Here is a 22,984-nt window from a genome sequence, read left to right as displayed (position 1 = left end):
GCCACGATCCATCGAAACCGGCAAGCCACGGAGTCCGGATACGTACCGTGGAGGAATGTCCACACCCACGCAATCGCCGACCGCCAATCCCGACGACACCACCAGCACCACCACGACGGTCGCCGCGGGGGACGTGCCGTCACCGCACGACGACGACGCCATCAACGACGCCACCCGCGATCTGCTGGTCGAGGGTTTGCGCCGCACACTCGACGGCCGCTGGGCCGCGACCCGGGACATGGTGCGCGAGCTGTCCGACCGCTCCGATCTGCTGCCCGATCCGTCGCTGACGCTCGACGAGGCACGTGAGCGGATTCTCGGTGAGATGCGGGAACTGGCGTCGCACGGCTTCGCCGGCGCGGGTTTCGCCACCGACCACGGCGGCACCGGCGACATCGGAGCGTCGATCACCGCGATCGAGATGCTCGGCTACGCCGACCTGTCGTTGATGGTGAAATCCGGTGTGCAGTGGGGACTTTTCGGCGGTGCCGTCGAAAACCTCGGTACCGCACGACATCACGACCGCTACGTCGCCGACATCATCTCACTGGATCTGCTGGGCTGCTTCGCGATGACCGAGACCGGCCACGGCTCCAATGTGCAGGCCCTGGAGACCACCGCGACCTACGACCCGCAGACGCAGGAATTCGTGGTGACCTCGCCCACGCCGTCGTCGCGCAAGGACTACATCGGCGGCGCCGCCCAGCATGCGACGGTGGCGGCGGTGTTCGCCCAGCTGATCACCGCCGGACCCGGGGAAGAGCCGGAAAGCCATGGGGTGCACTGCTTTGTGGTGCCCATCCGCGACGCCGACGGCAACGACCTGCCCGGCGTCACCACCAGTGATTGCGGATACAAGGGTGGCCTCGCGGGCGTCGACAACGGGCGCATCACCTTCGACGACGTGCGCATCCCGGCGGAGAACCTGCTCAACCGCTATGCCGACGTGGACACCGACGGCACCTACCGCTCCCCCATCGAGAACTCCAACCGGCGCTTCTTCACCATGCTCGGCACCCTGATCCGCGGCCGGGTGTCGGTGGCCGCGACGGCGGGTGCGGCGGGCCGTAAGGCGCTGGCGCTGGCCACCCGTTATGGCCTGGTACGCAAGCAGTTCGAGGCCCCGGACAGCGACTCGGAGATCACCGTCCTGGACTATCTCGGGCATCAGCGGAAGTTGTTGCCGCTCATCGCGAAGTCGTATGCGATCGCGTGCACGCAGAACGAGCTGACCGCCGAACTGCATGAGGTGCAGTCGGCCGCACCGGATGATTCCGACGCCGGGCGGCAACGTGAACTCGAAAGCGCCGCAGCCGGTTTGAAGGCGTACGCCACCTGGCACGCCTCCCATGCCATCAACGTCAGTCGCGAAGCATGCGGCGGTGCAGGCTATCTCGACGAGAACCAGATCTCGATCATCCGTGGCGACATCGACGTGTTCACCACCTTCGAGGGCGACAACACCGTCCTGACCCAGTTGGTCGCCAAGGAATTGCTGTCGGCGTATGCCGATGACGTGCAAGGCCTTTCGGCGGGCGGCTGGGTGCGGTTCATCGCCGGCATGGCGCGCGACGTCGTCGTCGAGAAGACCGCGGCCCGGCAGGTGGTGCAGACCCTGCTGGAGAGTTCCGACGAGGATCCGGAGAAGTCGAATCTGACCAACCGCGGCACCCAGATCCGCCTGTTCCGCAACCGTGAGGATCATCTGGTGCGGACCTGCGCGCAGCGTCTGCGGCGCGCGATAGGTGACGACAACGACGCCTTCGAGGTGTTCAACAATGCGCAGGATCATCTGCTGAAAGTCGGTCGGGCACATACCGAACGGGTGGTGCTGGAGTCGTTCATCGAGGCCATCAACGACTGCGACTCCAAGGCGACCGCGGAACTGCTGGGCAAGGTCTGCGACCTGTTCGTCTACTCGGCGCTCGAGGAGGATCTGTCGTGGTTCCTGATGCACCGGCACGTGTCGGTGGAGCGGGCCAAGGCGATCCGGCGCGGCGTCAACGAACTGTGCCTCGAACTGCGGCCGTACGCCGGGGTCCTGGTGGACGCCTTCGGGATTCCGGAGCAGTTGATGGTGGCGCCGATGATCGAGAACGGGTGACGGGTCACCTCGATCGCTCGGAGCCGCGTTCGGAACCCCGGCGCAGCACGAACGGAAGAACCAGCCAGAACGCCGCGAACACCGCGAGGGTGCACCCACCCGCCACCAGCGCCGGAACCCGACCGACGGTCGCGTCGAACACCACGACCATGCTGCCGCTGAGTGCGACACCCAGGAAGAGCAGGCCGACGTAGGCGATCCGATGAGCCCACGGGACAAGTGTGGGCAGTCGATGCCTGCGGAACAGTGCCCGGTGCAACGCCACCGGCGTGACGAGCAGGACGGTGGAGCCGACCGCGCACGCCACGACCGCGAGGTAGAAGATCCGCATGCCGTGGTCGAGGACGTCGAATCGGGACTGGAACGGCAGGGTCAGCAGGAACGCGGTGAGCACCTGAACACCGGTCTGTGCCACCCGCAGTTCCTGCAGCAGCGATGACCAGTTGCGGTCGAGTCGTTGGGTGCCGGTCTCCGAGCGTTGCGTGCGATTCCAGTCGGAATCGGCCAATCCGTCGTCGGACCGGTCGTTCGCCGGAGGCTCCGGATGCACCCCCTACGAGTCCGTCCCGCGCGGCGGCAAGCCGAGCTTGACCGCGAGGTGCGCCTCGGTGAGTTCGTTGCGGAAGCGTTCCACGTCGCGCGCCCACGCCTGAGCGAGGCTGCCGTCGGCGAGGGTGACGCCCACACCGGTCCGTCGTCGGGGGACGCCGTGCAACTCGCCGAGCGCGGGGGCGCTTTCCCACTTCTGGTGTTCGGAACCGTTGTTGGCGGGGTGGATCTCATCGATATCGGCCAGGGCGAGAATCTTGGTGCCCTGCTGCAGTGTCGTCTCGGTGAGCTCGACGGTCACGTGCTTGCGGGCCGCGACGACCTGGATGACGGAGAATCCGACGACGATCAGGCCGAAGATGCCGATGACCAGCCAGTGCACCTGCCCCGGTCCGGCGATCTCCATACCGAGGACCGCCGCGATGAGGACGGGACCGACGGCCACCACCCACCAGCTGCCGCCGGGCTCGTAGAACAGGACCTCGCCGGGGTTGTCGGGGATCGGGGTGGGTATGAAGGCGTCTTCCGGGGAATCCGTGTCTTCCGCGGTGTCGGCGTCGTCTGGGGAGTCGGCGTCGTCCGGGTCACCCGGCTCGTCGGGCTCCTGCGACCGGTCTGCGGTCACCGGGTCTTCTTCCCCCGCTTCTTGAGCTGTGCGCCCTTCTTCGCGGGCGCGGTGGTGGCCGGTTCTTTGCCGGTGAACCAGGTGTCGGCCTCCGGCCGGTAGGCGAGCAGGGATCCGAACAGGGCGATGATCGCGACGAGCAGCGCCACCGCGAGGAGCGGCGCCAGGAAGCTCAGGACCAGCAGCATGATGACCACGACCAACGTGAGCGCCGCCAGCGAGGAGCGCCACCGTTCATCGCCGGTGTAGGTCTTGGAACCCAGCAGGATGTAGGCGACGCCGACGGCCGCCACCAGAACGCCGATGCCAACCGGGATCAGCGTTTCGACTGTCACGAAGATGCCGAGAAGGATGTAGGCCACACCGAGCGCAGCCAACAGCCCGCCCGCAACCAGCCAGCAGCGGTAGGCCCAGACCACGATGTTCGGGCGCTGGGCGGGATCAGGTTTGGTCACGGGACTGATCTCCTTCGGTCTGGTCGACGGATGGGTTGGCGTCGGACGACGTGGCGCCGGGTGACTCCTTACTGAGTGAAGCACCCGCGCGCTCGTTCCGTGGGTCGTCTGCGGCGGAAGGCTGCTGCTCCGGGGAACTCGGGGTCGGCGGCTGCTGACCGGGGTACGGCGGGTACCCGGCGCTTGGGTAGCCGTTCGGCGGCGGATAGCCGGGTGGGGCGTAGCCGTAGGGCGGCGGGTACGGACCGGATTGCGGGTATGCGCCGGGCTGGGGATACGCCCCGGGCTGGGGATACGCCCCGGGCGGCGGGTAAGCGCCCGCCTGCGGGTGGCCCTGGCCGGGAATGGGCGGATAGGGCGGCGCCGCCGGGACGCGCGGTGCGCGACGCCACTGCGCCATCTTCTTGCAGTAGGTGTCGGATTCGCGGCGCAAGAGCAACACCACCGCGCCGAGTGCGGCGACACCGCCGATCACGTTGGGCACCATCGCCCACGTCGGGTGGACGTCGCCGAAGAGCGAGAAGAACGTGGTGATCACCAGGAACAGGCTCAACGCACCGAGCAGGAATCGCGCCCAGTTGTAGCCCTTGCGGGTCAGGATGAGGAGAGTGACCGCCACCGCGATCTCGACGATCAGCGTGATCACGATGGTGGTGATCACCAGACCCGACGACGTCACGAGGTTGTACTCCTCGGTGCCCTCGCCGTAGCTGGACCTGGCGAAATCGACGTAGGCGTCCCGCGTCTGGCCGTAGGTGGCGATCGTGGTGATGATGTGTCCGAGCAGCACCACGATCCACAGTTCGGACGCGATGACGATCGACTCGACGATCTTGGGTTTTCCACCCTGCCGATCGTCGCTGCCCGGGCCGGAGCTGCCGCCCGGGTCGGTGGATGAAGACATGCCTTCCAGGGTAATGAACGCGCGGGAGTCACCACTGACAGCGCCCTCGTCATCGTTGACAGCGCTCGCCCCCACGTTGACAGCGCTCTCGTCACCACTGACAGCGCCCTCGTCACCGCTGACAGCGCTCTCGTCATCGTTGACAGCGCTCTCGTCGACGTTGACAGCGCTCTCACCAACGTTGACAGCGCTCATCCGATACTGAAATCAGGGACAGATCCGACCGCAGAGCGCTGCAGTGCGTACCAAAGCGCCGTCAGCGAAAGCGAAAGCGCTGTCAACGTCGAAGCGAGCGCCGTCAGTGACCGCGAAAGCGCTGTCAGTGCGTACCAAAGCGCTGTCAGCGAACGCCAGAGCGCTGTCAGTGCGTACCAGAGCGCCGTCAGCGAAAACGAAAGCGCTGTCAGTGCGTAGCAAAGCGCTGTCAACGCCAACCAGAGCGCTGTCAACGCGAACCAAAGCGCTGTCAGTGCGTACCAGAGCGCCGTCAGCGCAGCGCGGCAGCGACCTCGGCGGCCCAGTAGGTCAGGATGATCTTCGCGCCGGCCCGCTTGATGGAGAGCAGCGATTCGGCGATGGCGGCGTCGCGGTCGATCCAGCCGCGTTCGGCGGCGGCGGTGATCATCGAGTACTCGCCGGAGATCTGGTACGCGGCGACCGGCACGTCGGCCATCTCGGCGACGTCGCGGACGATGTCGAGGTAGCTCATCGCGGGTTTGACCATGACGATGTCGGCGCCCTCGTCGAGGTCGAGGCGCACCTCGCGCAGTGCCTCGATGCGGTTGGCACCGTCCTGCTGATAGGTGCGCCGATCGCCCTGCAACGACGATCCGACGGCCTCGCGGAAGGGACCGTAGAACGCCGACGCGTACTTCGCCGCGTACGCGAGAATGCCGGTGTCGGTGAACCCTTCGGCGTCCAGTGCCGCGCGGATCGCGGCGACCTGACCGTCCATCATGCCGCTCGGACCGAGCAGGTGAGCGCCGGATCGGGCCTGCGCCAACGACATCGAGATGTAGCGATCGAGGGTCGCGTCATTGTCGACGCGGCCGGCGTCGTCGAGGACGCCGCAGTGCCCGTGATCGGTGAACTCGTCGAGGCAGGTGTCGGCCATCAGCACGGTCGAGTCACCGAGGTCCGAATGCAGCACGGCCAGAGCACGATTGAGCACGCCGTCGGGATCGTCGGCGCCGGAACCGCACGCATCCTTCGCCGCCGGGGCGGGCACCCCGAAGAGCATCAGCCCGCCGACTCCCGCGCGGACCGCCTCGTCGGCGGCCTTGCGCAGGGAGTCGAGCGTGTGCTGGTACACCCCGGGCATCGACGAGATCTCCCGGGGCGCGTCGATGCCGTCGGCGACGAACATCGGCAGCACCAGATCGCCGGGCGCGAGCACGGTTTCGGCGACGAGTCGCCGCATCGCGGCACTCGTACGCAGCCGTCGGGGACGGATCACCGGAGCCATCACCGACCCCCTAGGACCGCGACCGCCGCGACTTCTTGCGCGGCGGCGGCAAGGCCCCCTCGGCCCGCAGCCGGGCGGCATGCTCGGCGAGCGCGTCGACGAGGTCGGGGATCGACGCGGATTCCGGCTGCACGTCCACGCGCAGCCCGAATTCCGTTGCGGTCTCCGCGGTCTTGGGTCCGATGCACGCAACAATGGTGCGCGCGTGCGGCTTTCCGGCGATGCCGACGAGATTGCGGACGGTGGAACTCGAGGTGAAGCACACCGCGTCGAAGCCACCGGTCTTGATCATCTCGCGGGTCTCGGCCGGCGGCGGGGCAGCGCGCACGGTGCGATACGCGGTCACGTCGTCGATCTCCCAGCCCCGCTCACGCAGCCCCTCCGACAGGGTTTCGGTGGCGATGTCGGCGCGCGGCAACAGGATTCGATCGACCGGGTCGAAGACGTCGTCGTACGGCGGGAAGTCTTCGAGCAGGCCGAGGGAGGACTGCTCACCCGAGGGCACCAGTTCCGGGTTGATCCCGAAGGCGCGCACCCGCTCGGCGGTCGCCTCGCCCACGCAGGCGATCTTGACGCCGGAGAAGGCCCGCGCGTCCAGACCGAACTCGGCGAACTTCTCCCACACCGCACGCACCGCGTTGGTGGAGGTGAACACCACCCACTGGTAGCGGCCGTCCACCAAACCCTTGACGGCCCTTTCCATCTGGGCCGGGCTGCGCGGCGGCTCGACCGCGATGGTGGGCACCTCCTTGGGGATGGCGCCGTGGGAGACGAGGCGATCGCTCATGTCGCCGGCCTGATCCTTGGTGCGGGGCACCAGCACGGTCCAGCCGTACAGCGACCGCGACTCCCACCAGGAGAGCTTGCCGCGCTGGGTCACCACCTTGCCGACGGTGAGGATCAACGGTCCGGACAACGCGTTACCCAACTCGTTGAGCGTGACCAGGGTGGCCTCGATGGTGCGCTGCCCGCAGGTGGTGCCGTTGACGGTGATGGCCACCGGTGTCTGCGGGGCGAGGCCGTGTTCGGTCAGCGCGCTCGCGGTCTCGGCCAGATGCCCGGACGTGGCGTGCAGCACCAGCGGGCCGGGGGCGGCGGCGAGCGCGGCCCAGTCCACGCCCTCGGCGCGCACGTCGGCCTGGGTGTGGCTCGAGCCGAGCGGCATGCCGGCGTAGCTGGGCACCACCGATGCGGCCGGCAGACCCGGCAGCACCTCGAAGGTGATGGTGGTGCGTGCCACCGCGTGCACCTCGGTGAGCACCGAATCGGTGGTCAGCGGGTCACCGGAGACGACGCGCACGACGTCGTCTCCGGCCTTGGCGGCCGCGACCAGGGTCTTGGCGACCTCGCCGGGATCTCCGAGTGCAGGATGGACGACCTGCTCCTCGGTCTCCTCCGGCGTCGGCGCGACGTCGGTGTCGGGCACGTCGTCGCCGGTCTCGTTCTTGGGTGTCTTGGCGGCGGCCCGGCGGCCGGAGTCGGCGGGTTCGGGACGATGCGCCCCGCCGATCATCGCCACCACGGCGGCGGGGACATCCGGGTCGACGTAGGCCGTGGTCGCGGAGGCGATGACACTCCGCGCCCGCACGGTCAGCAGGTCTGGGTCCCCGGGCCCGGACCCCACGAAAAAGATCCGCCCCGGAGTGGCCTTCTTGGTCGTACGGCTCATGCGTTCGCACTCTCCTGCCCTCGTACGGTGAGGGCTGTGTGTTCCTTGCCGGAACTAGGGAGAGTCGACGAGTTCGCCTGCTCCCAGTTCCAGCAGTTCGGCCGCGAGATCCCTGCCCAGCTGGTCGGCACGTTCCACCGGACCCACCACCGAAGCGCGGATCACATCGGATCCGTCCTCGGCCGCCACCGCCGCACGCAGCGACAGTTCGACGAAGATGCGCCCGTCGTCATCGAGCGATTCGACCACCTCTGCGATCGCTCCGACCGGAGCGGTACACCCGGCCTCCAGGGCCGCGAGCACCGCACGTTCGGCGTCGACCGACGCACGGGTGGACGCGTCGTCCAACTCGGCGAGAGTTCTCACCAGTTGGGCATCGTCGCTGCGACACTCCACGGCCAACGCGCCCTGCGCCGGAGCCGGTAACAGGACCACCGGATCGAACGCCTCGGTGACCTCGTCGGCCCTTCCGATTCGTACGAGCCCGGCCCGCGCGACGACGACCGCATCGAGTTCGCCGCTGGCGACTTTGCCCAACCGAGAATCTAGGTTGCCTCGTAGGGGGCGGATTTCCAAACCGAGACCCAATGCTTTAAGCTGTGCCGCCCGTCGCGGGGCGGAGGTGCCGATCGTCGACCCGGGCGGCAGTTCCCCGAGGACCTGCCCACCCTTGCTGACCAGCGCATCTCGGGGATCCTCGCGGGGTGGGACGGCCGCGATCACCAGCCCCGGATCGGGTGCGGTCGGCAGGTCCTTGTACGAGTGCACGGCGACGTCGATCTCGCGGTTGTGCAGCGCGTCGCGCAGCGCGGTGGTGAACACCCCGACGCCGATCTCGGCGACCGGTGCGGCCGAGGCGTCGCCCGCGGTCTTGATGATCACCGGCTCGGCCGGATGCCCGGCGGCGATCAGCGCGTCGACGATGGTCTGCGTCTGGGTGCGGGCCAGCAGGGAGCCCCGGGTGCCGACGCGGATGACGGCCCGGGTGTCGGTGTCGGTCACTGTTCTGCCTGCTCCGATGCGGTGATGCCCCGATCGCCGGACTCCGCGAGCCCCGGCTGGGTCAGATGGCCGGACTCTGCGAGCCCGGACTGGGTCAGATGGCCGGACTCTGCGAGCCCGGACTGGGCCAGATGGCCGGACTCTGCGAGCCCGGACTCGGGAGCGCTGACGGCCTCGGCGGCACCCGGCTTGAGCTCGAAGAGTTCGCGCAGCGCCTCGGCGTAGTGGTCACCGTTCGGGGTGGACGCGAGTTGTTTGACCCGCACCGTCGGCGCGTGCAGCAGCTTGTCGACGACGCGTCGCACGGCCTTGGCCACCTCGTCGCGTTGCGGATCGTCGAGTCCGGGGAGTTTGGTCTCCAGGCGCAGGATCTCGGCCTCCACCACGTCGGCGGCGCGTTGCCGCAGGGCCGCGACGGTCGGCGTGACCTCGGCCTGACGTTGTGCGGTCAGGTAGTCGGCGAGTTCGCCCGCGACGATCGACCGGGCGGCGAGGGTGTCGTCCTCGGCGGCCTTGGCCTCGGCCATGCCACGCAGCCCGGCGATGTCCACGACGTGCACACCGGGCAGCCGCGCGGCCGCCGGGTCGACATTGCGTGGCAACCCGAGATCGCAGATGACCAGCGGTTTCCCGGCGTTTCCGGCGGTCCCGCGGGCGGCGAGCGCCGAATGCACGTCACCGACGCCGATCACCGAACCGACCGACCCGGTGCAGGCGACGACGACGTCGGCGTCGGCCATCACCGCGGGCAGGTCGTCGAATCCGACGCCGCGCACCTCGATGCCGTGGTTGGCGGTGATATTGCCGGCGAGGTGTTCGGCGTTGGCGACGGTCCGGTTGACCACCACCATGCTGCGGACACCTTCACGGGCCAGGTGTGCGGTCGCCAGGCCACCCATCGCGCCGGCGCCGACGACCACCGCCGAGCGCATGGCCGGCTCGTCGCCCGTCCCGGATGCCCCGGCCAGCAGGTACTGGGCGCGATGCAGCGCCACCGACACCACCGACGCGCCCGCGCGGTCGATGCCGGTCTCGGTGTGCACCCGCTTACCGACGCGCAGGGCCTGCTGCGCGAGTTCGTGCAGCACGCGTCCGGTGCTGTGGTTGGAATCGGCGTCGAGGTAGGCGTTGCGGATCTGCCCGAGGATCTGCTGCTCACCGACGACCAGCGAGTCGAGGCCGGCGGCGACGGTGAACAGATGCTCGACGGCCGCCTCGGAGTACCGGACGTAGGCGTGGCTGGTGAGGTCGTTGATGGTCAGGCCGGAGTGCTCGCCGATGACGTTGCCGACGGCCTCGAGGGCGGGGTGGAAGGCGTCGACGACGGCGTAGATCTCGACGCGATTGCACGTCGAGACCAGCATCGCCTCACTGATCGCCCGCGAGCTCAGGAGCTCGTCGACGAGCTTGGGCCGTTCGTGGTCGGAGACCGCGATTCGCTCGAGCACCTCCACTGGTGCACTTCGATGCGAGACACCGAACAACAAGACACTCACGCCGCCACCGTTTTCATCGCCTATCGGTCCACCACTGCACGCAAATCCCGGCCCTGACGCTCCGCGACCGGGGTCCGTGACGCGTTGAAGGCCAGCACCTGTAGTTCCAAGGCTAGATCAACCTGCCGGACGACGACATCGGAGTCCACCACAAGGCTCACCGGCGTCACATTCAGCAGCTGTCGGACACCGACGCGGGTGAACGCATCGGCCACCGTCTGGGCCTGGTCGTCGGCGGTGGCCACCACCCCGATCTCCACCGGCCCGATCAGGGGATCCGAACACACCTCGGCGATCGCGTCGAGGGCCTGGACCTGCGGTGTCGCATCGTCGAGCACGGTGCCGACGACGTCGGGGTCGTCGTCGAAGAGGGCACGGACCTCGAATCCGCGGCCGAATCCGGTGTGGGTGAGCAGGGCGCGTCCGAGGCGACCGGCGCCGGCGAGGGCGACCGTCACCGTGATGTCGGTGTGTAGTGCGATCGATATCCGCGCGGTCAGTTTGCTCACGTCGTATCCGACGCCGCGCACCCCGTTGGCGCCGACGTGGGACAGATCCTTGCGCAGGATCGCCGGATTGACCCCCGCAGCGGTGGCCAGCTGGCCGCTGGACGCGACGACGACGCCGCGTTGGGAAAAGGACCGCAGGACGTGCAGATAGGCGGCGAGGCGGGCGACGGTGGGATCGGGGATGTCACCGGATACCGAACCGACGCTCACTGCCGCACACCCGCTTCCGTCCACCGGGCGGGCAGCCGTGGCGTGCCCGCGTCGAATGTCGATCAGCGTATACCGGACGGGGTACGCCTCCGCCACTACCCCGCCGACGACGATTTCGCAACGCGGGCGGGCGACGTCACATCCGGTGGGAGCGCTGTCAGTGCGGGAGAGAGCGCTGTCAACGTGGGAGAGAGCGCTGTCAGCGGTCTGGAGAGCGCTGTCAACGTGGCGGGGACGGACCGGAACCGGAACCCGGAGGTCGGAACCGGCGTCTCAGGCGTCGTGACGCGCGGCCCGAGCGGTCAGGTCGGCGCGCAGGCGCGGTTCGTCGACCTCCCAGTAGCCGTGTTCCTCTCCGTCGAGCAGGATCACCGGCAGCCGGTCACCGAATTCGGCGCGCAGACTCCGATCGCCCGCGTCGGCGGCGGCGTCGACGTCGATGACCTCGACCGTTTCCCCGAAGTCGGCGCAGATCCGTTCCAGGTCGGCACGTGCACCGACACACGCGGCACATCCGGCGCGGCTGAGCAGGGTGATCGACATGGGGACCTCCGGTCGCGGCGAGGGTTCGGTGGGCGTCGGCACGCCCGGCTGCACGGTCCAGTCTGACAGCCCCGCTAGGCTGTAGGGGTCGAGCCCCAACCGCCCGCACAGGGCCGTCTCGGAGGTGTGAACTGTGGGTGTGTCCTCGGACGGTGACGCGAATCCGGTCGGCGTCCCGGGCTCCGACGAGGCCTCGGACTCGGGGCCGTCGGAGTCACCGGTGTCCGCGCCCGTCGAGGCCGTCAACGCCGGCGTCAACGCCGAGGGTGCCGAACCGTCGGCCGATGACTGGGAGGCACACGCCGACCGCGTCGACGGGGGTTCGGCGAACAACGACGACGACCATGACGACGCCGACGACTCGCACGATCCCGACGAGGAGAGCAACCGGGTCACCGCGTGGCTGACCGAACGGGCCAGCGCCGCCGGCGGACGGTTTCGTCAGACCGCGCAGGAGTTGCGGCAGTCGCTCGCCGGTGAGGCCAGCGCCAAGGCCGCCCTGGACACCCTGCGGGCCCGGCCGCCGGCCGACACCGCACCCGAGGTGCCACGCGATCTGACCGCGGCGGCGTTCTTCGACGTCGACAACACCCTGGTCCAGGGCGCTTCCATCGTGCACTTCGCGCGTGGCCTCGCCGCCCGAAAGTACTTCTCCTACGGCGACATTCTCGATTTCGCGTGGACGCAGGCGAAGTTCCGGATCACCGGCAAGGAGAACGCCAACGACGTCGCCGAGGGCCGCGAGAAGGCGTTGAGTTTCATCGCCGGACGCCCCACCGCCGAGCTCGCCGAACTCGGCGAGGAGATCTTCGACGAGTACATCGCCGACAAGATCTGGCCGGGCACAAGGGCTTTGGCGCAGCGGCACCTCGATGCCGGGCAGCAGGTGTGGCTGGTCACCGCCACCCCGGTCGAACTCGCCCAGACCATCGCCGATCACCTGGGCCTGACCGGCGCCCTGGGTACGGTTGCCGAGAGCCGCAACGGCGTGTTCACCGGCCGCCTCGTCGGCGACATCCTGCACGGCCCCGGTAAGGCACATGCCGTGCGTGCGTTGGCGATTCGCGAGGGACTCAACCTCAAACGGTGCACCGCCTACTCCGACTCGCACAACGACGTGCCGATGCTGTCGCTGGTGGGCACGGCCGTCGCCATCAACCCCGATGCCGACCTGCGTGACGTCGCGAAGGTCCGCGGCTGGGAGATGTATGACTTCCGCACCGCCCGCAAGGCCGCAAAGTACGGCGCCGGAACGGCTTTGGTGATCGGCGCGGCCGGCGGCACCGCGGCAGCGGCGACGAAGCTGTTGCGTAAGCGCTGATCTGTGAGAAACGCTACGAGAGCGCGCTGACCTCACTGGCCGGATCGATGAGGATCTTCGCATGCTGTTCGGCCGCACCGAGCACGTCGAAGGCCTCGGCCACTCCGTCGAGGCCGATGGTCGCGGTGATCAGTGGGCGGACGTCGACCTCGCGTTTGGCGATCATCTGCAGGGTGTCGTGGAATTCGGCCGGGTCGTAGCCGAACACGAAACGCAGGTCGAGTTCCTTGTTGATGGCCATCGCCGGCCGGATGCGGTCGGCCTGCATGCACACGCCGACGACGATGATCCTCGACCGCAACGGCGCGGCGGTGAGCACCTGCTCGATCATGCCGGGCACGCCGACACATTCGAAGATCGCCGGCCCCGTCGGCGTGGCCCCGAGGCGGTCGGCGAGGTGGAACACCGATGCCCACGGCACCAACGGAATCCGGCGTAGGGTACGCATCCCGTCGAAGGCCGCGTCGAACAGTTGGGGCACCGTCGAGACGTAGCGGCCCTTCTCGGCGGTGATGTCGAAGGGTGACTCGACGCCTGGGTCGACGACGACGTCGGCACCCACGCGGCGGGCGAGTTCGCGGCGTCCGGCGGTCAGGTCGCTGGCGATCACCGTGCGCACCCCGGTCGCCTTGAGCATCGCGATGACCGCGAGTCCGATGGGGCCGCAACCGATCACGGTGGCGACGTCGCGGCGTCCCACCTCCCCGCGTCGCACCGCGTGGTAGGCCACCGCCAGCGGTTCGGTGAGCGCCGCCTCGTCCAGCGAAAGATCGTGCGGCACATCCATCGTCATGTCCTCGGCGACGACGACGAAGTCGGCGAAGGCGCCGGGCGCGAGTTCATCGAGACCGGTGAGATGCGGCTGGCCGTCGTGCCGGCGCATCGGCAGCGACACCACCGCGGTCCCCGGCGCCCACTTCTTGCGGCATCCCGGTCCGTAGGAGACCACCTCACCGACGAATTCATGGCCCAGGATGACCGACTGTTCCGACCGCATGAAGCCGGGATAGCCGATCTCGGCGGCCAGGTCGGCGGTCTCGTCGCCATCGGATCGTGCGTGCAGATCAGAGCCGCAGATCCCGGCCCGCCGGACCCGCAGCAGCACCTCCCCCTTGCCGGGTTCGGGTGCGTCGACCTCCTGCACCGTCAGTTCGCCCTTGTGACAGATGACTGCACGCACATTGTCCTCCTGATCAGCCGAAGATAGACGAGATGTCGGCGAACTCGGCGTCGGTGACCACGCCGGCCGGTCGCAACGAGGTGAGGTCGTTCATCAGAGCCGTCGTGGGGGCGGCGGCGGCCGATTCGGCGGCCTGGACGGGCGCCGGCTGCGGCACCGCAGGCCGGGCCGGTGCCTGCTGCGCCGAGCGTTGCTTTTGGCGACGCTGAACCCGGTCGTGAACCGAGCTCGCGACGGCGGCGCGGGTGGCGGTGCGGATCAAACTCATGCTCGGTTCCCTTCGGCGGCGTCGAGCGCGCCGATCAGATCGTCGACCGGCACAGGTCCCTTGGTGATGATCGACCCGCCGTCGGCGGCCCATCGCCCCGATCACCGCAAGGAAGGTCAGATCCTCGTAGACGACGATCGCGGCGGCCTCAACGTCGGCGAGTTCTGTTGCGGCGGTGGCAATGCCGCCCTCATCGATCAGAGAACTGTCGGCTCCGGTGAGCGTCTCGAGGCCGACGGTGCCGGCGTCGAGCCGGATGGCCGCGCCGTCGGCGGAGCGGGAGACGAACTCGATGTCGAGGACGTTCACCCGGCCGGAGGAGACGCGATCGTCGAGCAGATCGAATCCCGACGCGGGAATCGGCAGGGTCGGGAATCGAACAACGACGACGTCGACGGGGCCGAGATCGGCGTCAAAACTCATGCCTGTCACAGTAGCGCGCACCGCGACGCTCGGGTCACGCGCTCAGCCGAAGTACACGCTTCCGCGCCGCGACAGCATCCGGAACAGCGTCTGCTGGATGTCCTCGCGGACGTGGTCGGTGAGGTCGAAGACCACCATCGGGTCTTCGGCCGAGGAGGCATCGTATCCGTCGGTTTCGATGGGACGCCCAAAGTGGATGTGCCACTTGGACGGCAGCGGGATGACGCCGAGCGGACCGAGCCACGGGAACAACGGGGTGATCGGCACGTACGGCAGTCCCAGCACCCGCGCAAGCGGCTTCAGGTCGCTGATCATCGGGTAGATCTCCTCGGATCCGACGATCGAGACCGGGACGATCGGGACGGCGTTGCGCAAAGCCGTCGTGACAAATCCGCCGCGCCCGAACCGCTGCAATTTGTAGCGGTCCTTGTACAGCTTGCCGATCCCCTTGTAGCCCTCCGGCCACACCGCGGTGAGTTCACCCTGCCGGAGCAGGCGGTCGGCGTCGCTGGTGCAGGCGAGGGTGGCGCCGATGCGGCGCGCGGCCTCACTGACACCGGGGGTGTCGAAAGCCATATCGGCGGCCAGAACTCGAAGATGGCGACCGGTCGGATGATTGTCGCGGACGGCCACCGAGGTCATGATCGCGTCGACCGGGATGGTGCCGGCGTGGTTGGCGACGAGCAGCGCACCACCCTCGACGGGCAGGTTCTCGATGCCGGTGACCTCGACGCGGAACCACTTCTGATACAGCTGGCGCACCGCAGGCAACCAGACCGCCTCGGTGAAGTGCGGATCGAATCCGAAATCGTCGATCTCGTAATCACCGGTCATCCGCTCGCGAATGAAACCTGCTGTGGCAGTGAGTGAATCGGCAACGGCACTGCGGATCCCACCGAGGCTGAACAGTGGCGACGAGCGCACCTGATGCTCGACGCCGAGGCCGTCGTCGACGACCACCTCGTCGCTGATGGGTGTCACCGAGGCCGGCGAACTGCCGAAGCCGTCGGTGTTGGGATGGGTGATCGGGCCGGGCTGCCGGGGATGGGCGACCTGCTGACTCGGGTGGCGTCCCTTGCCCGCGTCGAAACCTCGACCACCATGCCCCCCTGAGCTCGCGTAGAGCTGAATGACCTTCGCGGTGCGCGTATCGGGTACCGAACCACCGGCCACGCTCTCACCCCACTCTTCCATTTCAGAGAAAATTTTCATTCGACGCGACAATGCACCGGAAACGAGCCTTTCGACGCCCCGACACGTAGAGACCTCATGATACGGAACGCGGCAGCGTTTCGCAGCCGCGTCCCCGTATTGGGCGAAGCCGACAACTCCTGCCACACAAGTCGATTCCCATCCCGCGGGTTGGCGACGAATCACCGAAGCGCCAGTGCGAGAGACACCGCGCGCCGTTCCAGTCCACGCCAACTCGCCGCGCTCACAACAGGATTCACCCCGCCACGGGCGATGAAATCATCCAGGGTCTCCATTGTGGTGAAACGCGGTGCAAACCCGAGTTCGGTCCGCATTCGGGTGGTGTCCAAAACCCGCCCGTAAGTCAAGAATTCAGTTTGGGAACTTCGAAGTTTGGCCGATCGAGGATCCTGCAAAACGCCGGTGATCGGTGCGAGCAGGCGGCCCGGCACCGGTAGCGGGACGTGGCCCACCCGGCGCACCGCCTGCGCGAGTGTCACGACGCCGTCACCGGCGACGTTGTAGGTGCCCGGCCGGCTCACCAGCGTCACATGCTCCATCGCCGCGAGCGCATCCTCCTCGTGGAGGAACTGCAGCCGCGGCGCGAACCCGAACACGGTGGGCACCACCGGCAGCGACAGATGCGAGCCCATCCGGGTGTTGATCCGCGGGCCCAGCATGGCCTGCAGCCGCAGGATGGTCACCTCGATGTCCTGGCGTCGACGGCCGAGCCCGCGCACGTACCCCTCCACGTCGAGGAGGTCACGACCGTAGCTGCGGGTGGGTTCGCGGCGTGCCCGGGTTTCCTCGGAGAAGTGCGAGGGATCGCTTGCACTCGCGCCGTAGACCATGGCGGTGGACCGCAGGATCAGTCGTTTCACCGACGGGCTGCGCTGCGCGGCCGCGCACACCTGCATCGCCCCGACCACGTTGAACTCCTTGATCGCGGTGGAGTGCGGCGCGGTGTCCATGATCGAGGTGGCCGCGTGGACGACGGTGTCGACCTCGTAGTTCGCGATCGCCTTGGCGATGGCCGGCCGTCGGATGTCCAGACGCAGGAACTCCGCCCGACCCATCCGGCGCATCAGGTCCTTACGGGGCACCCGCGAGTCCACCGCGATCACCCGCTCGATCTCGGGATTGGCGGCCAGCCGGGCCACCAGGTAGCCGCCGAGAAATGTCGACGCACCGGTCACGAGAACCGATCGGGGCAGCTGGTCTGGGGAGTCGGGCATGGGACCAGGCTAGCCGGGGCGCCCCGGGTCGGCTCGCCGCAGTGCCCGGCGGCAGGGTCACCGCCCCCATCGACGACAAGAACCCGCACGTGGGCGGGTTCTCGTGGCGGTCGTGCCCGCGCGGGGCCGGAGCCTATTTACCGAGCTTGCGACGCTGCACGCGGGTGCGGCGAAGCAGCTTGCGGTGCTTCTTCTTCGACATGCGCTTGCGGCGCTTCTTGATCACTGAGCCCATCGGGGTACTTCCTCACTTCACGTGCAACGTTCTTCCTACCCCGCAGGATGCTGCGGGCCGGCCACCGCACGCGGTGCACCCACAACGGTGCATCCACATGGCTGAGCACCCCGGTGACACCGGGAGCCTGCGGGCCGGATCGGGTAGCCGATTGTCCACACTACCGGCCCGACCCCACGGAACAGAAATCGCATCCCGACGGGTCACAGCGGAGGAGAACATGCCCGCCCGGGGCCACCGGGGTCGCCGGTGGCCCCGGGCCGGTCGGGCGGGATCGGTGTTATCCGGCGTCGAAGTAGGACGTTTCGAGGTAGTCGTGCACGGCCTTGGCGTGCACGCGAAACGAACGACCCACGCGAACCGCGGGCAGTTCACCGTTGTGCACCAGGCGGTACACGGTCATCTTGGACACACGCATCAGGGATGCGACCTCTGCGACGGTGAGGAACTGGGATCCGGCTCCGGCATTGCCGGCCGCCGACCTGTCTCCTGGAGTCTCTGCAGGCGTCATGAAATTCTCATACCTCCGGAGCACGCGTCGCGGCCGCCGGCTTCCCCTCCGGCGGACATCAGACACGCACGTGCTTAAAGGAGCTTAGCGTGGCAGATGTGAAAAAAGCGACGTGAGTGGCCAGGAAATTCCATTTCGGGCGTCCTCGCCCACAACATACTGGGGTTTCGGGCGCGACGACCACTAATTGTGGGAAACATGGCCCGGCATGGCAGCGCCAGCAACCCTCAATGTCAGCTCGACATTGCCGACAGAATTGCGCCGATAGTCGACAATTCCGGTCCCCGCTACACACCCTCACCGTCGACGCGGCGTCCGGACGCGCGGCTCACATCCGAGGCCGCTTTCGTGGCCGCGTACATCGCCGAACGCAGACCATGGGTCTCCAGCTCACGGATGGCGGCGGCGGTCGTGCCACCCGGCGAGGTCACCGCGGCACGCAGATCCACCGGCGACAGGCCGGAATCGCTGAGCAGCACCCCGGCACCGCGGATGGTCTGCACCACCAGTTCGGTGGACTGGGCGCGGGTCAGCCCCAGCGCCACACCCGAATCGATCATCGATTCGGCCAGCAGGAACACGTACGCGGGTCCGGACCCCGACACCGCGGTCACCGCGTCCATCAGTTTCTCCGGCAGCACCGTCACCCGGCCGACGCTGCCGAGCAGCGTGGTGACCGCGCGCAACTGCTCGGCGTCCACGTGCCGGCCCGCCGACACCGCCGACATCGCCTCGTTGACCAGCATCGGGGTGTTCGGCATGACCCGCACCACCGGCGATCCGGCCTGCAGGATCGTCTCGAACCTGGAGATCGGGACACCGGCCACCAACGACACCGTCACCCGTTCGGATTCGGCGTTGTCCTCGGCGGCGGCGAGTTTGCGCATGACCGGCTCGACGTCGTCGGGTTTGACGGCGAGGAACACATACTGGGCGCTCTCGGCGGCCACCGACACGTCCTCGGTCACGAGTACCCCGTACTCGTCGGCGATCTCGGCCGCGCGGTCGGCGACCCGCTCGACGACGACGAGGTCCTTGGCCGGTGTGCCGGCGGCGATCAGACCGGCCAGCAGGGCCTCGCCGATCTTGCCGCCGCCGATGATCGCGATACGTTCGCTCACTACTGGAAAGCCTTTCTGCAGATGCGATCTGCCCGTGGACGGGCGGATCGTCGGGTTGGTCGGAGGAGCGTGGGGCGGTGATCGGTGCAGGTCACCGCTGCCGTTGCGGGATGAGGGCGAGCTGACGCGACTGCGCCACCACCGCACCCGTCGAGTCCACCACCAGATGGTCTTCTTCGAACATGCCGGCACCGACCTCGACGGTGGTCGCGGCGAACCGCAGCCAGCCCGGCGCCGGTTCCCGACGGATGTAGGTGGTCAACTGGACGGTCGGCGCCCACCCGAACAGTGCCAGGTTCATCACCACCGGCGGCGAGATGTCACACACCAGCACCGAGAAATACGAGTCGGGTGCGGCGTCGCGGGGGCGGGCCCACCCCCGGATGACCGGGTCGCCCTTCTCCCCGCGGATCACCGGGAAGGTGGCCGGGTCCAGGCCGAGATCCAGGGCCTGACCCAGATGCATCACGTCCGACAGCGGCGTCTCGCCCACCGAGATGGCGTCGGCGGTCGGCTCGGCCGGCAGATCGTCGAGCACCGTCGGCGACGAATGGTGCGCCGTCCCGGTGTCCGGGCGGGCCAGCGTCACCGACGACGACACCATCACGCGGCCGTTCTGGGTGAGGTCGACGTGCACCAGGGTGACGGTGCGGCCCCGTTTGCGGACCGTCGCGGTCAGCTCGACCTGCGCCGGGTCGGGTGCGGCGAGGTAGTCACTGGAGATCGCCACCGGCACGACGTCGGCGGTGTGCAGTGCCGTGTCCGGGGCATCCGCGGGTGCGAGATCGTCGAGGGCCAACCGGGCGGCGCGGGCGATGATCATCTGCATGCTGCCGCCATGCACCTTCGGTCCGACGGTGAAGGCGTCATCGATCGTCACGCCGTAGGTGATCGACGGACCGGCACCGTCCCCACGATCGGCCGCGGGCCCGATCACCCGCAGATCCAGCAGTTCGGCCAGCTTGTCGGTCATGTCACCCTCTTCACCACCGCGGATCACCGCGCGCGGCTCGACTCCCGTTTGAGATGTTGCCGGGCAAAATCTAGCGAACGGGCCAGCATCGCCTGACGCTCGGGTTTGGTCCGCGCCGACGACGTGGTGACCTCCAACACCACCGCACCCGCGAAATCGCTGTCGGCGATGCGCCGGCACACGTCGACACACGGCTGGGATCCGTCGCCGGGGATCAGGTGTTCGTCGGTGGCCGCACCCGAACCGTCGGCCAGATGCAGATGCGACAGGTTGGCACCCATGCGTTCGTAGAGGCCGACCGCGTCGGCGCCGGCCGTCGCGGTGTGCGACAAGTCCAGGGTGTAGTGGCCGTAACCGTCGTCGGTGGGGTCGATGGACTTGCCGAAGGCCGAGACCGCCGGCCCGGGGGTACCGCCGCGGCGGGCGAGGCGACGCGCCGATCGCGTTCCCGCGCCGAACGCGCGGTCCGCGCGCATCGGGAACATGTTCTCCACCGCGACACCCACGCCGGAGGACTCCGACAGTTCCCCGACCAGGTCGTCGAAGGCCGCGACGTAGGTGCGTTGCCACCGGAAGGGTGGGTGCACGACCACCGTGGCCGCGCCGAGGATCTCCGCCGCCTCGGTCGACCGCGCCAACTTGGCGATCGGATCACGCCCCCACACCCGCTGCGAGATGAGTAGGCAAGGGGCGTGCACCGACAGGACCGGTACCTGGTACTTGTTCGACAGGTATTCGACGTGGCGGACGTCCTGACTGACCGGATCGCCCCACACCATCAGCTCGATCCCGTCGTATCCGAGTTCGGCCGCGTAGGCGAAGGCGGCCTCGGTGTTCTGCGGATACACCGACGCCGTGGACAACCCGATGGCGATCTCCGGGCGAACAATCGGGTCGACGGGCGCGCGCCCCGACGCCTCGGTCACGTCGCCAGCAGCACGAGCGGCCCCATCGTGACGATGAGTCCGGCGGCGAGCGCGAGCAACGTCGTGACGAGGTCGTTGGTGCGCCGCACCAGATGGGTGAAGGTCACGATGCCGAAGATGACGATCACGGCCAGGATCAGCGCGAAGTACGGGTTCCAGCGCCACAGTTCGGTGAAGCCCCAAAACAGACCGACGCCGACGACGAGCCCCACGACGACCTCGGCGACGATCGCGAGCCACGACAACGCCGGGGAGTGTCCGTGCGACTCACCCTTCCCGGGCTCGCGCTTGTCCCGCTTCTTCTTCTTCGGCTGCTCGGCCTTCGTGGTGGCGGCGTCGGTCTTGCCGGTGGTGTCGTCGGTGCTCTTGGCGGTGTCGGTGCTCTTGGCGGTGTCGGCGGTCTCGTCGGCTTCGTCGTCGCTGCGCAGTGCCCGACCAGCCGCGGCGGCGCCGGCCACCCCGGTCAGTCCGCCCGCGGCGAGTGCCGCGGTACTCACCCCGGAGTCACCGTCCTCATCGTCGGCGAGGTCGTCGGACTCCGGCTCGAGCACATCGGGCTCGGACACACCGGCGGCGACGGTGTCGGCGGGTTCGTCGGTTCCCGTCTCGATCGCCGCGGCGTCGAGGTCTTCGGTGACGTCCACCGGGGTGGCCGGGGCGGTGTCGGGAAGATCGGTGTCGGGAAGATCGGTGTCCGCGTCGTCGGTATCCGCTGCCGCGGTGTCTGAGGTGTCGTCTGCGACGTCGATCTCGGGGGAATCGATGATCTCGGCGAAGCGATCCTGCGGGCCCGCGAGGTCGACGCCCTCGACGTCGTCGGTATCGACCATGACGACGTCCTCGCCGATCTCCGGACCGTCGACGATCGGGATGATGCCGGTGACCGCATCCGCGGCGACATCGTCGGGTTGATCCTTGGTGAGGTCATCGGGTTCCGGCGCCACGACGCCGGAGTCCGTTGAATCCTGTTGTGCAGAACCGGATTTCGCTGCCGCTGCGGCGGCGGCCACCCCGGCCGCTCCCGCGGCGGCGGCTGCGGCCGACTTCTTGCGGAGGGAGAACCAGCGTCGTTTCTTGCCGCCACCCGGTGCGTCGGCCTCGGGTTCCACGTCGGCGAACGACCGATAGGCCTCGAAGTCGTCGTCGATGACCTCGGAGAATCTGCTGCTCGTGGGCGCCTTCTCCGACTGCCCGGCCGCGGTGCCCGCGGCGGCGGTATCCTCGGCGAGAGCGTCGTCGGCGCTGTCGACCACCGGGATGATCCCGGTCACCGCGTTGGACGGTTCGACCTCGTCGTTGCCGGTGTTCTCGGCTGCCCCGATGTCCGGCGACTCGGCTCCGAGACGACCCGACACGGCACGGGAGCTGAAGTCGCGGGTCGGCGGTGGGGTGAACCCGGGCATACCGCTCGACGTGCGTGCCGTCGGTGCCGGTGTGCGGGATGCCTGATCGGGTGCGGGCACCGCATCCTGCCCGCGCCGGGCCAGCGGATCGGAGGCCCGCGGGAACGAGCGGGATTCCGGCGACGGTGACCACGGGGCGGTCGGCGGCCCGGTCGGCGGCCCGGGCGGCGATGCCGGAGCGGGCGCGGCAGGAGCCGGGGTCGATGCGGCAGGAGCCGGGGTCGATGCGGCAGGAGCCGACGGCGCAGCGGGAGCCGGGGTCGACGCAGCGGCCGGTGCCGCGCCGGTGCCCGACTGCGGGCCATCCGGCTGTGAGGTGCCGGACCGCGGGGTGCCGGACTGCGGGGCGTCGGATTCGGGGGTGTCGTAGGCGGCCGGGCCGGTCACCTTGGGGATCTCACCGGTGAGCTCGGACACCGAGACGGCACCGCTGCGGCCGGCTCGTCGTCGACCGCGGCCCTCTCGGGCCCGCCCGGCCGACCCCGACGACTGCGCGTCGGCCGCCTGGGTGCGGGCCAGCAGTTCGGACACCGAGATCGGCCGCGAGTCCGTCGCGTCGTCGCGTGGGCCCCCGTCCGAGGATCCGGGTTCGTTCGGTCGGCTGTCGTTCGCCATTCGAGTGCGTTCTCCGTCCTTCAGCTCGGCGACCGGCTCGCCGAGCCGGTC

The 22,984-nt window shown here is 68.6% G+C and carries 22 protein-coding genes; 2 read left to right on the top strand and 20 right to left on the bottom strand.

What is annotated here, in order from left to right:
• Positions 1 to 55: 55 nt before the first annotated feature.
• A complete protein-coding gene (locus ABLE94_RS00230) occupies positions 56 to 2,104 on the top strand; it encodes an acyl-CoA dehydrogenase family protein (RefSeq protein ID WP_348805112.1) in 2,049 nt (682 codons plus the stop codon).
• A gap of 4 nt (positions 2,105 to 2,108) precedes the next feature.
• Here the strand turns inward: ABLE94_RS00230 and ABLE94_RS00225 are convergent, their stop codons facing one another.
• From ABLE94_RS00225 to ABLE94_RS00180, 10 genes are all read right to left on the bottom strand, one after another.
• Positions 2,109 to 2,654: a DUF6328 family protein gene (locus ABLE94_RS00225; protein WP_348805113.1), complete on the bottom strand. Its 546-nt coding sequence runs from the start codon at positions 2,652 to 2,654 to the stop codon at positions 2,109 to 2,111.
• A 3-nt stretch (positions 2,655 to 2,657) separates the two neighbouring features.
• Entirely contained in the window at positions 2,658 to 3,278 is a 621-nt protein-coding gene (gene mce1N, locus ABLE94_RS00220) for a transport-regulating membrane protein Mce1N (protein ID WP_348805114.1), read from the bottom strand.
• The gene (locus ABLE94_RS00215; protein WP_348805115.1) at positions 3,275 to 3,733 is read right to left on the bottom strand and encodes a hypothetical protein; all 459 of its coding nucleotides are present in this window, start codon (positions 3,731 to 3,733) and stop codon (positions 3,275 to 3,277) included. The genes mce1N and ABLE94_RS00215 overlap by 4 nt, the downstream gene beginning before the upstream one ends.
• The gene (locus ABLE94_RS00210) at positions 3,720 to 4,637 is read right to left on the bottom strand and encodes a hypothetical protein (RefSeq protein WP_348805116.1); all 918 of its coding nucleotides are present in this window, start codon (positions 4,635 to 4,637) and stop codon (positions 3,720 to 3,722) included. The genes ABLE94_RS00215 and ABLE94_RS00210 overlap by 14 nt, the downstream gene beginning before the upstream one ends.
• A 487-nt stretch (positions 4,638 to 5,124) precedes the next feature.
• The gene (gene hemB, locus ABLE94_RS00205) at positions 5,125 to 6,102 is read right to left on the bottom strand and encodes a porphobilinogen synthase (RefSeq protein WP_348807433.1); all 978 of its coding nucleotides are present in this window, start codon (positions 6,100 to 6,102) and stop codon (positions 5,125 to 5,127) included.
• 10 nt (positions 6,103 to 6,112) lie between these two features.
• Positions 6,113 to 7,771, bottom strand: a complete 1,659-nt coding sequence (locus tag ABLE94_RS00200; RefSeq protein WP_348807434.1) for a bifunctional uroporphyrinogen-III C-methyltransferase/uroporphyrinogen-III synthase — start codon at positions 7,769 to 7,771, stop codon at positions 6,113 to 6,115.
• A 54-nt stretch (positions 7,772 to 7,825) separates the two neighbouring features.
• Positions 7,826 to 8,773, bottom strand: coding sequence for a hydroxymethylbilane synthase (gene hemC / locus ABLE94_RS00195; RefSeq protein ID WP_348807435.1), 948 nt, complete (start codon positions 8,771 to 8,773; stop codon positions 7,826 to 7,828).
• Positions 8,770 to 10,269, bottom strand: a complete 1,500-nt coding sequence (locus ABLE94_RS00190; RefSeq protein ID WP_348807694.1) for a glutamyl-tRNA reductase — start codon at positions 10,267 to 10,269, stop codon at positions 8,770 to 8,772. Before ABLE94_RS00190 ends, hemC begins: the two co-directional genes overlap by 4 nt.
• A gap of 20 nt (positions 10,270 to 10,289) precedes the next feature.
• On the bottom strand, positions 10,290 to 10,988 hold the full coding sequence (locus ABLE94_RS00185) for a redox-sensing transcriptional repressor Rex (protein ID WP_348807693.1): 699 nt from the start codon (positions 10,986 to 10,988) through the stop codon (positions 10,290 to 10,292).
• Between the two features lie 273 nt (positions 10,989 to 11,261).
• Entirely contained in the window at positions 11,262 to 11,531 is a 270-nt protein-coding gene (locus ABLE94_RS00180) for a glutaredoxin family protein (protein WP_348807692.1), read from the bottom strand.
• Positions 11,532 to 11,664: 133 nt separating this feature from the next.
• Between ABLE94_RS00180 and ABLE94_RS00175 the strand changes: the two genes are divergently transcribed.
• Entirely contained in the window at positions 11,665 to 12,852 is a 1,188-nt protein-coding gene (locus ABLE94_RS00175) for an HAD family hydrolase (RefSeq protein ID WP_348807691.1), read from the top strand.
• A 13-nt stretch (positions 12,853 to 12,865) separates the two neighbouring features.
• Here ABLE94_RS00175 and ABLE94_RS00170 read toward each other — a convergent pair whose 3' ends face one another.
• The 10 genes from ABLE94_RS00170 to ABLE94_RS00125 form a co-directional block, all read right to left on the bottom strand.
• Positions 12,866 to 14,032: a zinc-binding dehydrogenase gene (locus ABLE94_RS00170; RefSeq protein ID WP_348807439.1), complete on the bottom strand. Its 1,167-nt coding sequence runs from the start codon at positions 14,030 to 14,032 to the stop codon at positions 12,866 to 12,868.
• A gap of 13 nt (positions 14,033 to 14,045) precedes the next feature.
• Entirely contained in the window at positions 14,046 to 14,723 is a 678-nt protein-coding gene (locus ABLE94_RS00165) for a hypothetical protein (RefSeq protein ID WP_348807690.1), read from the bottom strand.
• Positions 14,724 to 14,765: 42 nt separating this feature from the next.
• Positions 14,766 to 15,917, bottom strand: a complete 1,152-nt coding sequence (locus ABLE94_RS00160; RefSeq protein ID WP_348807689.1) for a lysophospholipid acyltransferase family protein — start codon at positions 15,915 to 15,917, stop codon at positions 14,766 to 14,768.
• Positions 15,918 to 16,096: 179 nt separating this feature from the next.
• On the bottom strand, positions 16,097 to 17,149 hold the full coding sequence (locus ABLE94_RS00155; RefSeq protein ID WP_348807442.1) for an NAD-dependent epimerase/dehydratase family protein: 1,053 nt from the start codon (positions 17,147 to 17,149) through the stop codon (positions 16,097 to 16,099).
• A 133-nt stretch (positions 17,150 to 17,282) separates the two neighbouring features.
• Complete coding sequence (locus ABLE94_RS00150) at positions 17,283 to 17,384, bottom strand: 30S ribosomal protein bS22 (RefSeq protein ID WP_003402602.1); 102 nt, start codon at positions 17,382 to 17,384, stop codon at positions 17,283 to 17,285.
• Positions 17,385 to 17,664: 280 nt separating this feature from the next.
• Positions 17,665 to 17,895, bottom strand: a complete 231-nt coding sequence (locus ABLE94_RS00145) for a helix-turn-helix domain-containing protein (protein WP_348807443.1) — start codon at positions 17,893 to 17,895, stop codon at positions 17,665 to 17,667.
• Between the two features lie 287 nt (positions 17,896 to 18,182).
• Entirely contained in the window at positions 18,183 to 19,016 is an 834-nt protein-coding gene (gene proC / locus ABLE94_RS00140) for a pyrroline-5-carboxylate reductase (protein ID WP_348807688.1), read from the bottom strand.
• 91 nt (positions 19,017 to 19,107) lie between these two features.
• Positions 19,108 to 19,989: a thioesterase family protein gene (locus ABLE94_RS00135; protein WP_348807687.1), complete on the bottom strand. Its 882-nt coding sequence runs from the start codon at positions 19,987 to 19,989 to the stop codon at positions 19,108 to 19,110.
• Between the two features lie 23 nt (positions 19,990 to 20,012).
• Entirely contained in the window at positions 20,013 to 20,915 is a 903-nt protein-coding gene (locus ABLE94_RS00130; protein ID WP_348807686.1) for a sugar phosphate isomerase/epimerase family protein, read from the bottom strand.
• Positions 20,912 to 22,933, bottom strand: a complete 2,022-nt coding sequence (locus ABLE94_RS00125; protein ID WP_348807685.1) for an Rv0497 family membrane protein — start codon at positions 22,931 to 22,933, stop codon at positions 20,912 to 20,914. The genes ABLE94_RS00130 and ABLE94_RS00125 overlap by 4 nt, the downstream gene beginning before the upstream one ends.
• Positions 22,934 to 22,984: the final 51 nt, after the last annotated feature.

The organism is Gordonia sp. VNK1 (assembly GCF_040049135.1).
In the GTDB taxonomy this organism is placed as follows: domain Bacteria; phylum Actinomycetota; class Actinomycetes; order Mycobacteriales; family Mycobacteriaceae; genus Gordonia; species Gordonia oleivorans.
This window is presented reverse-complemented; position numbering and strand designations above follow the sequence as displayed.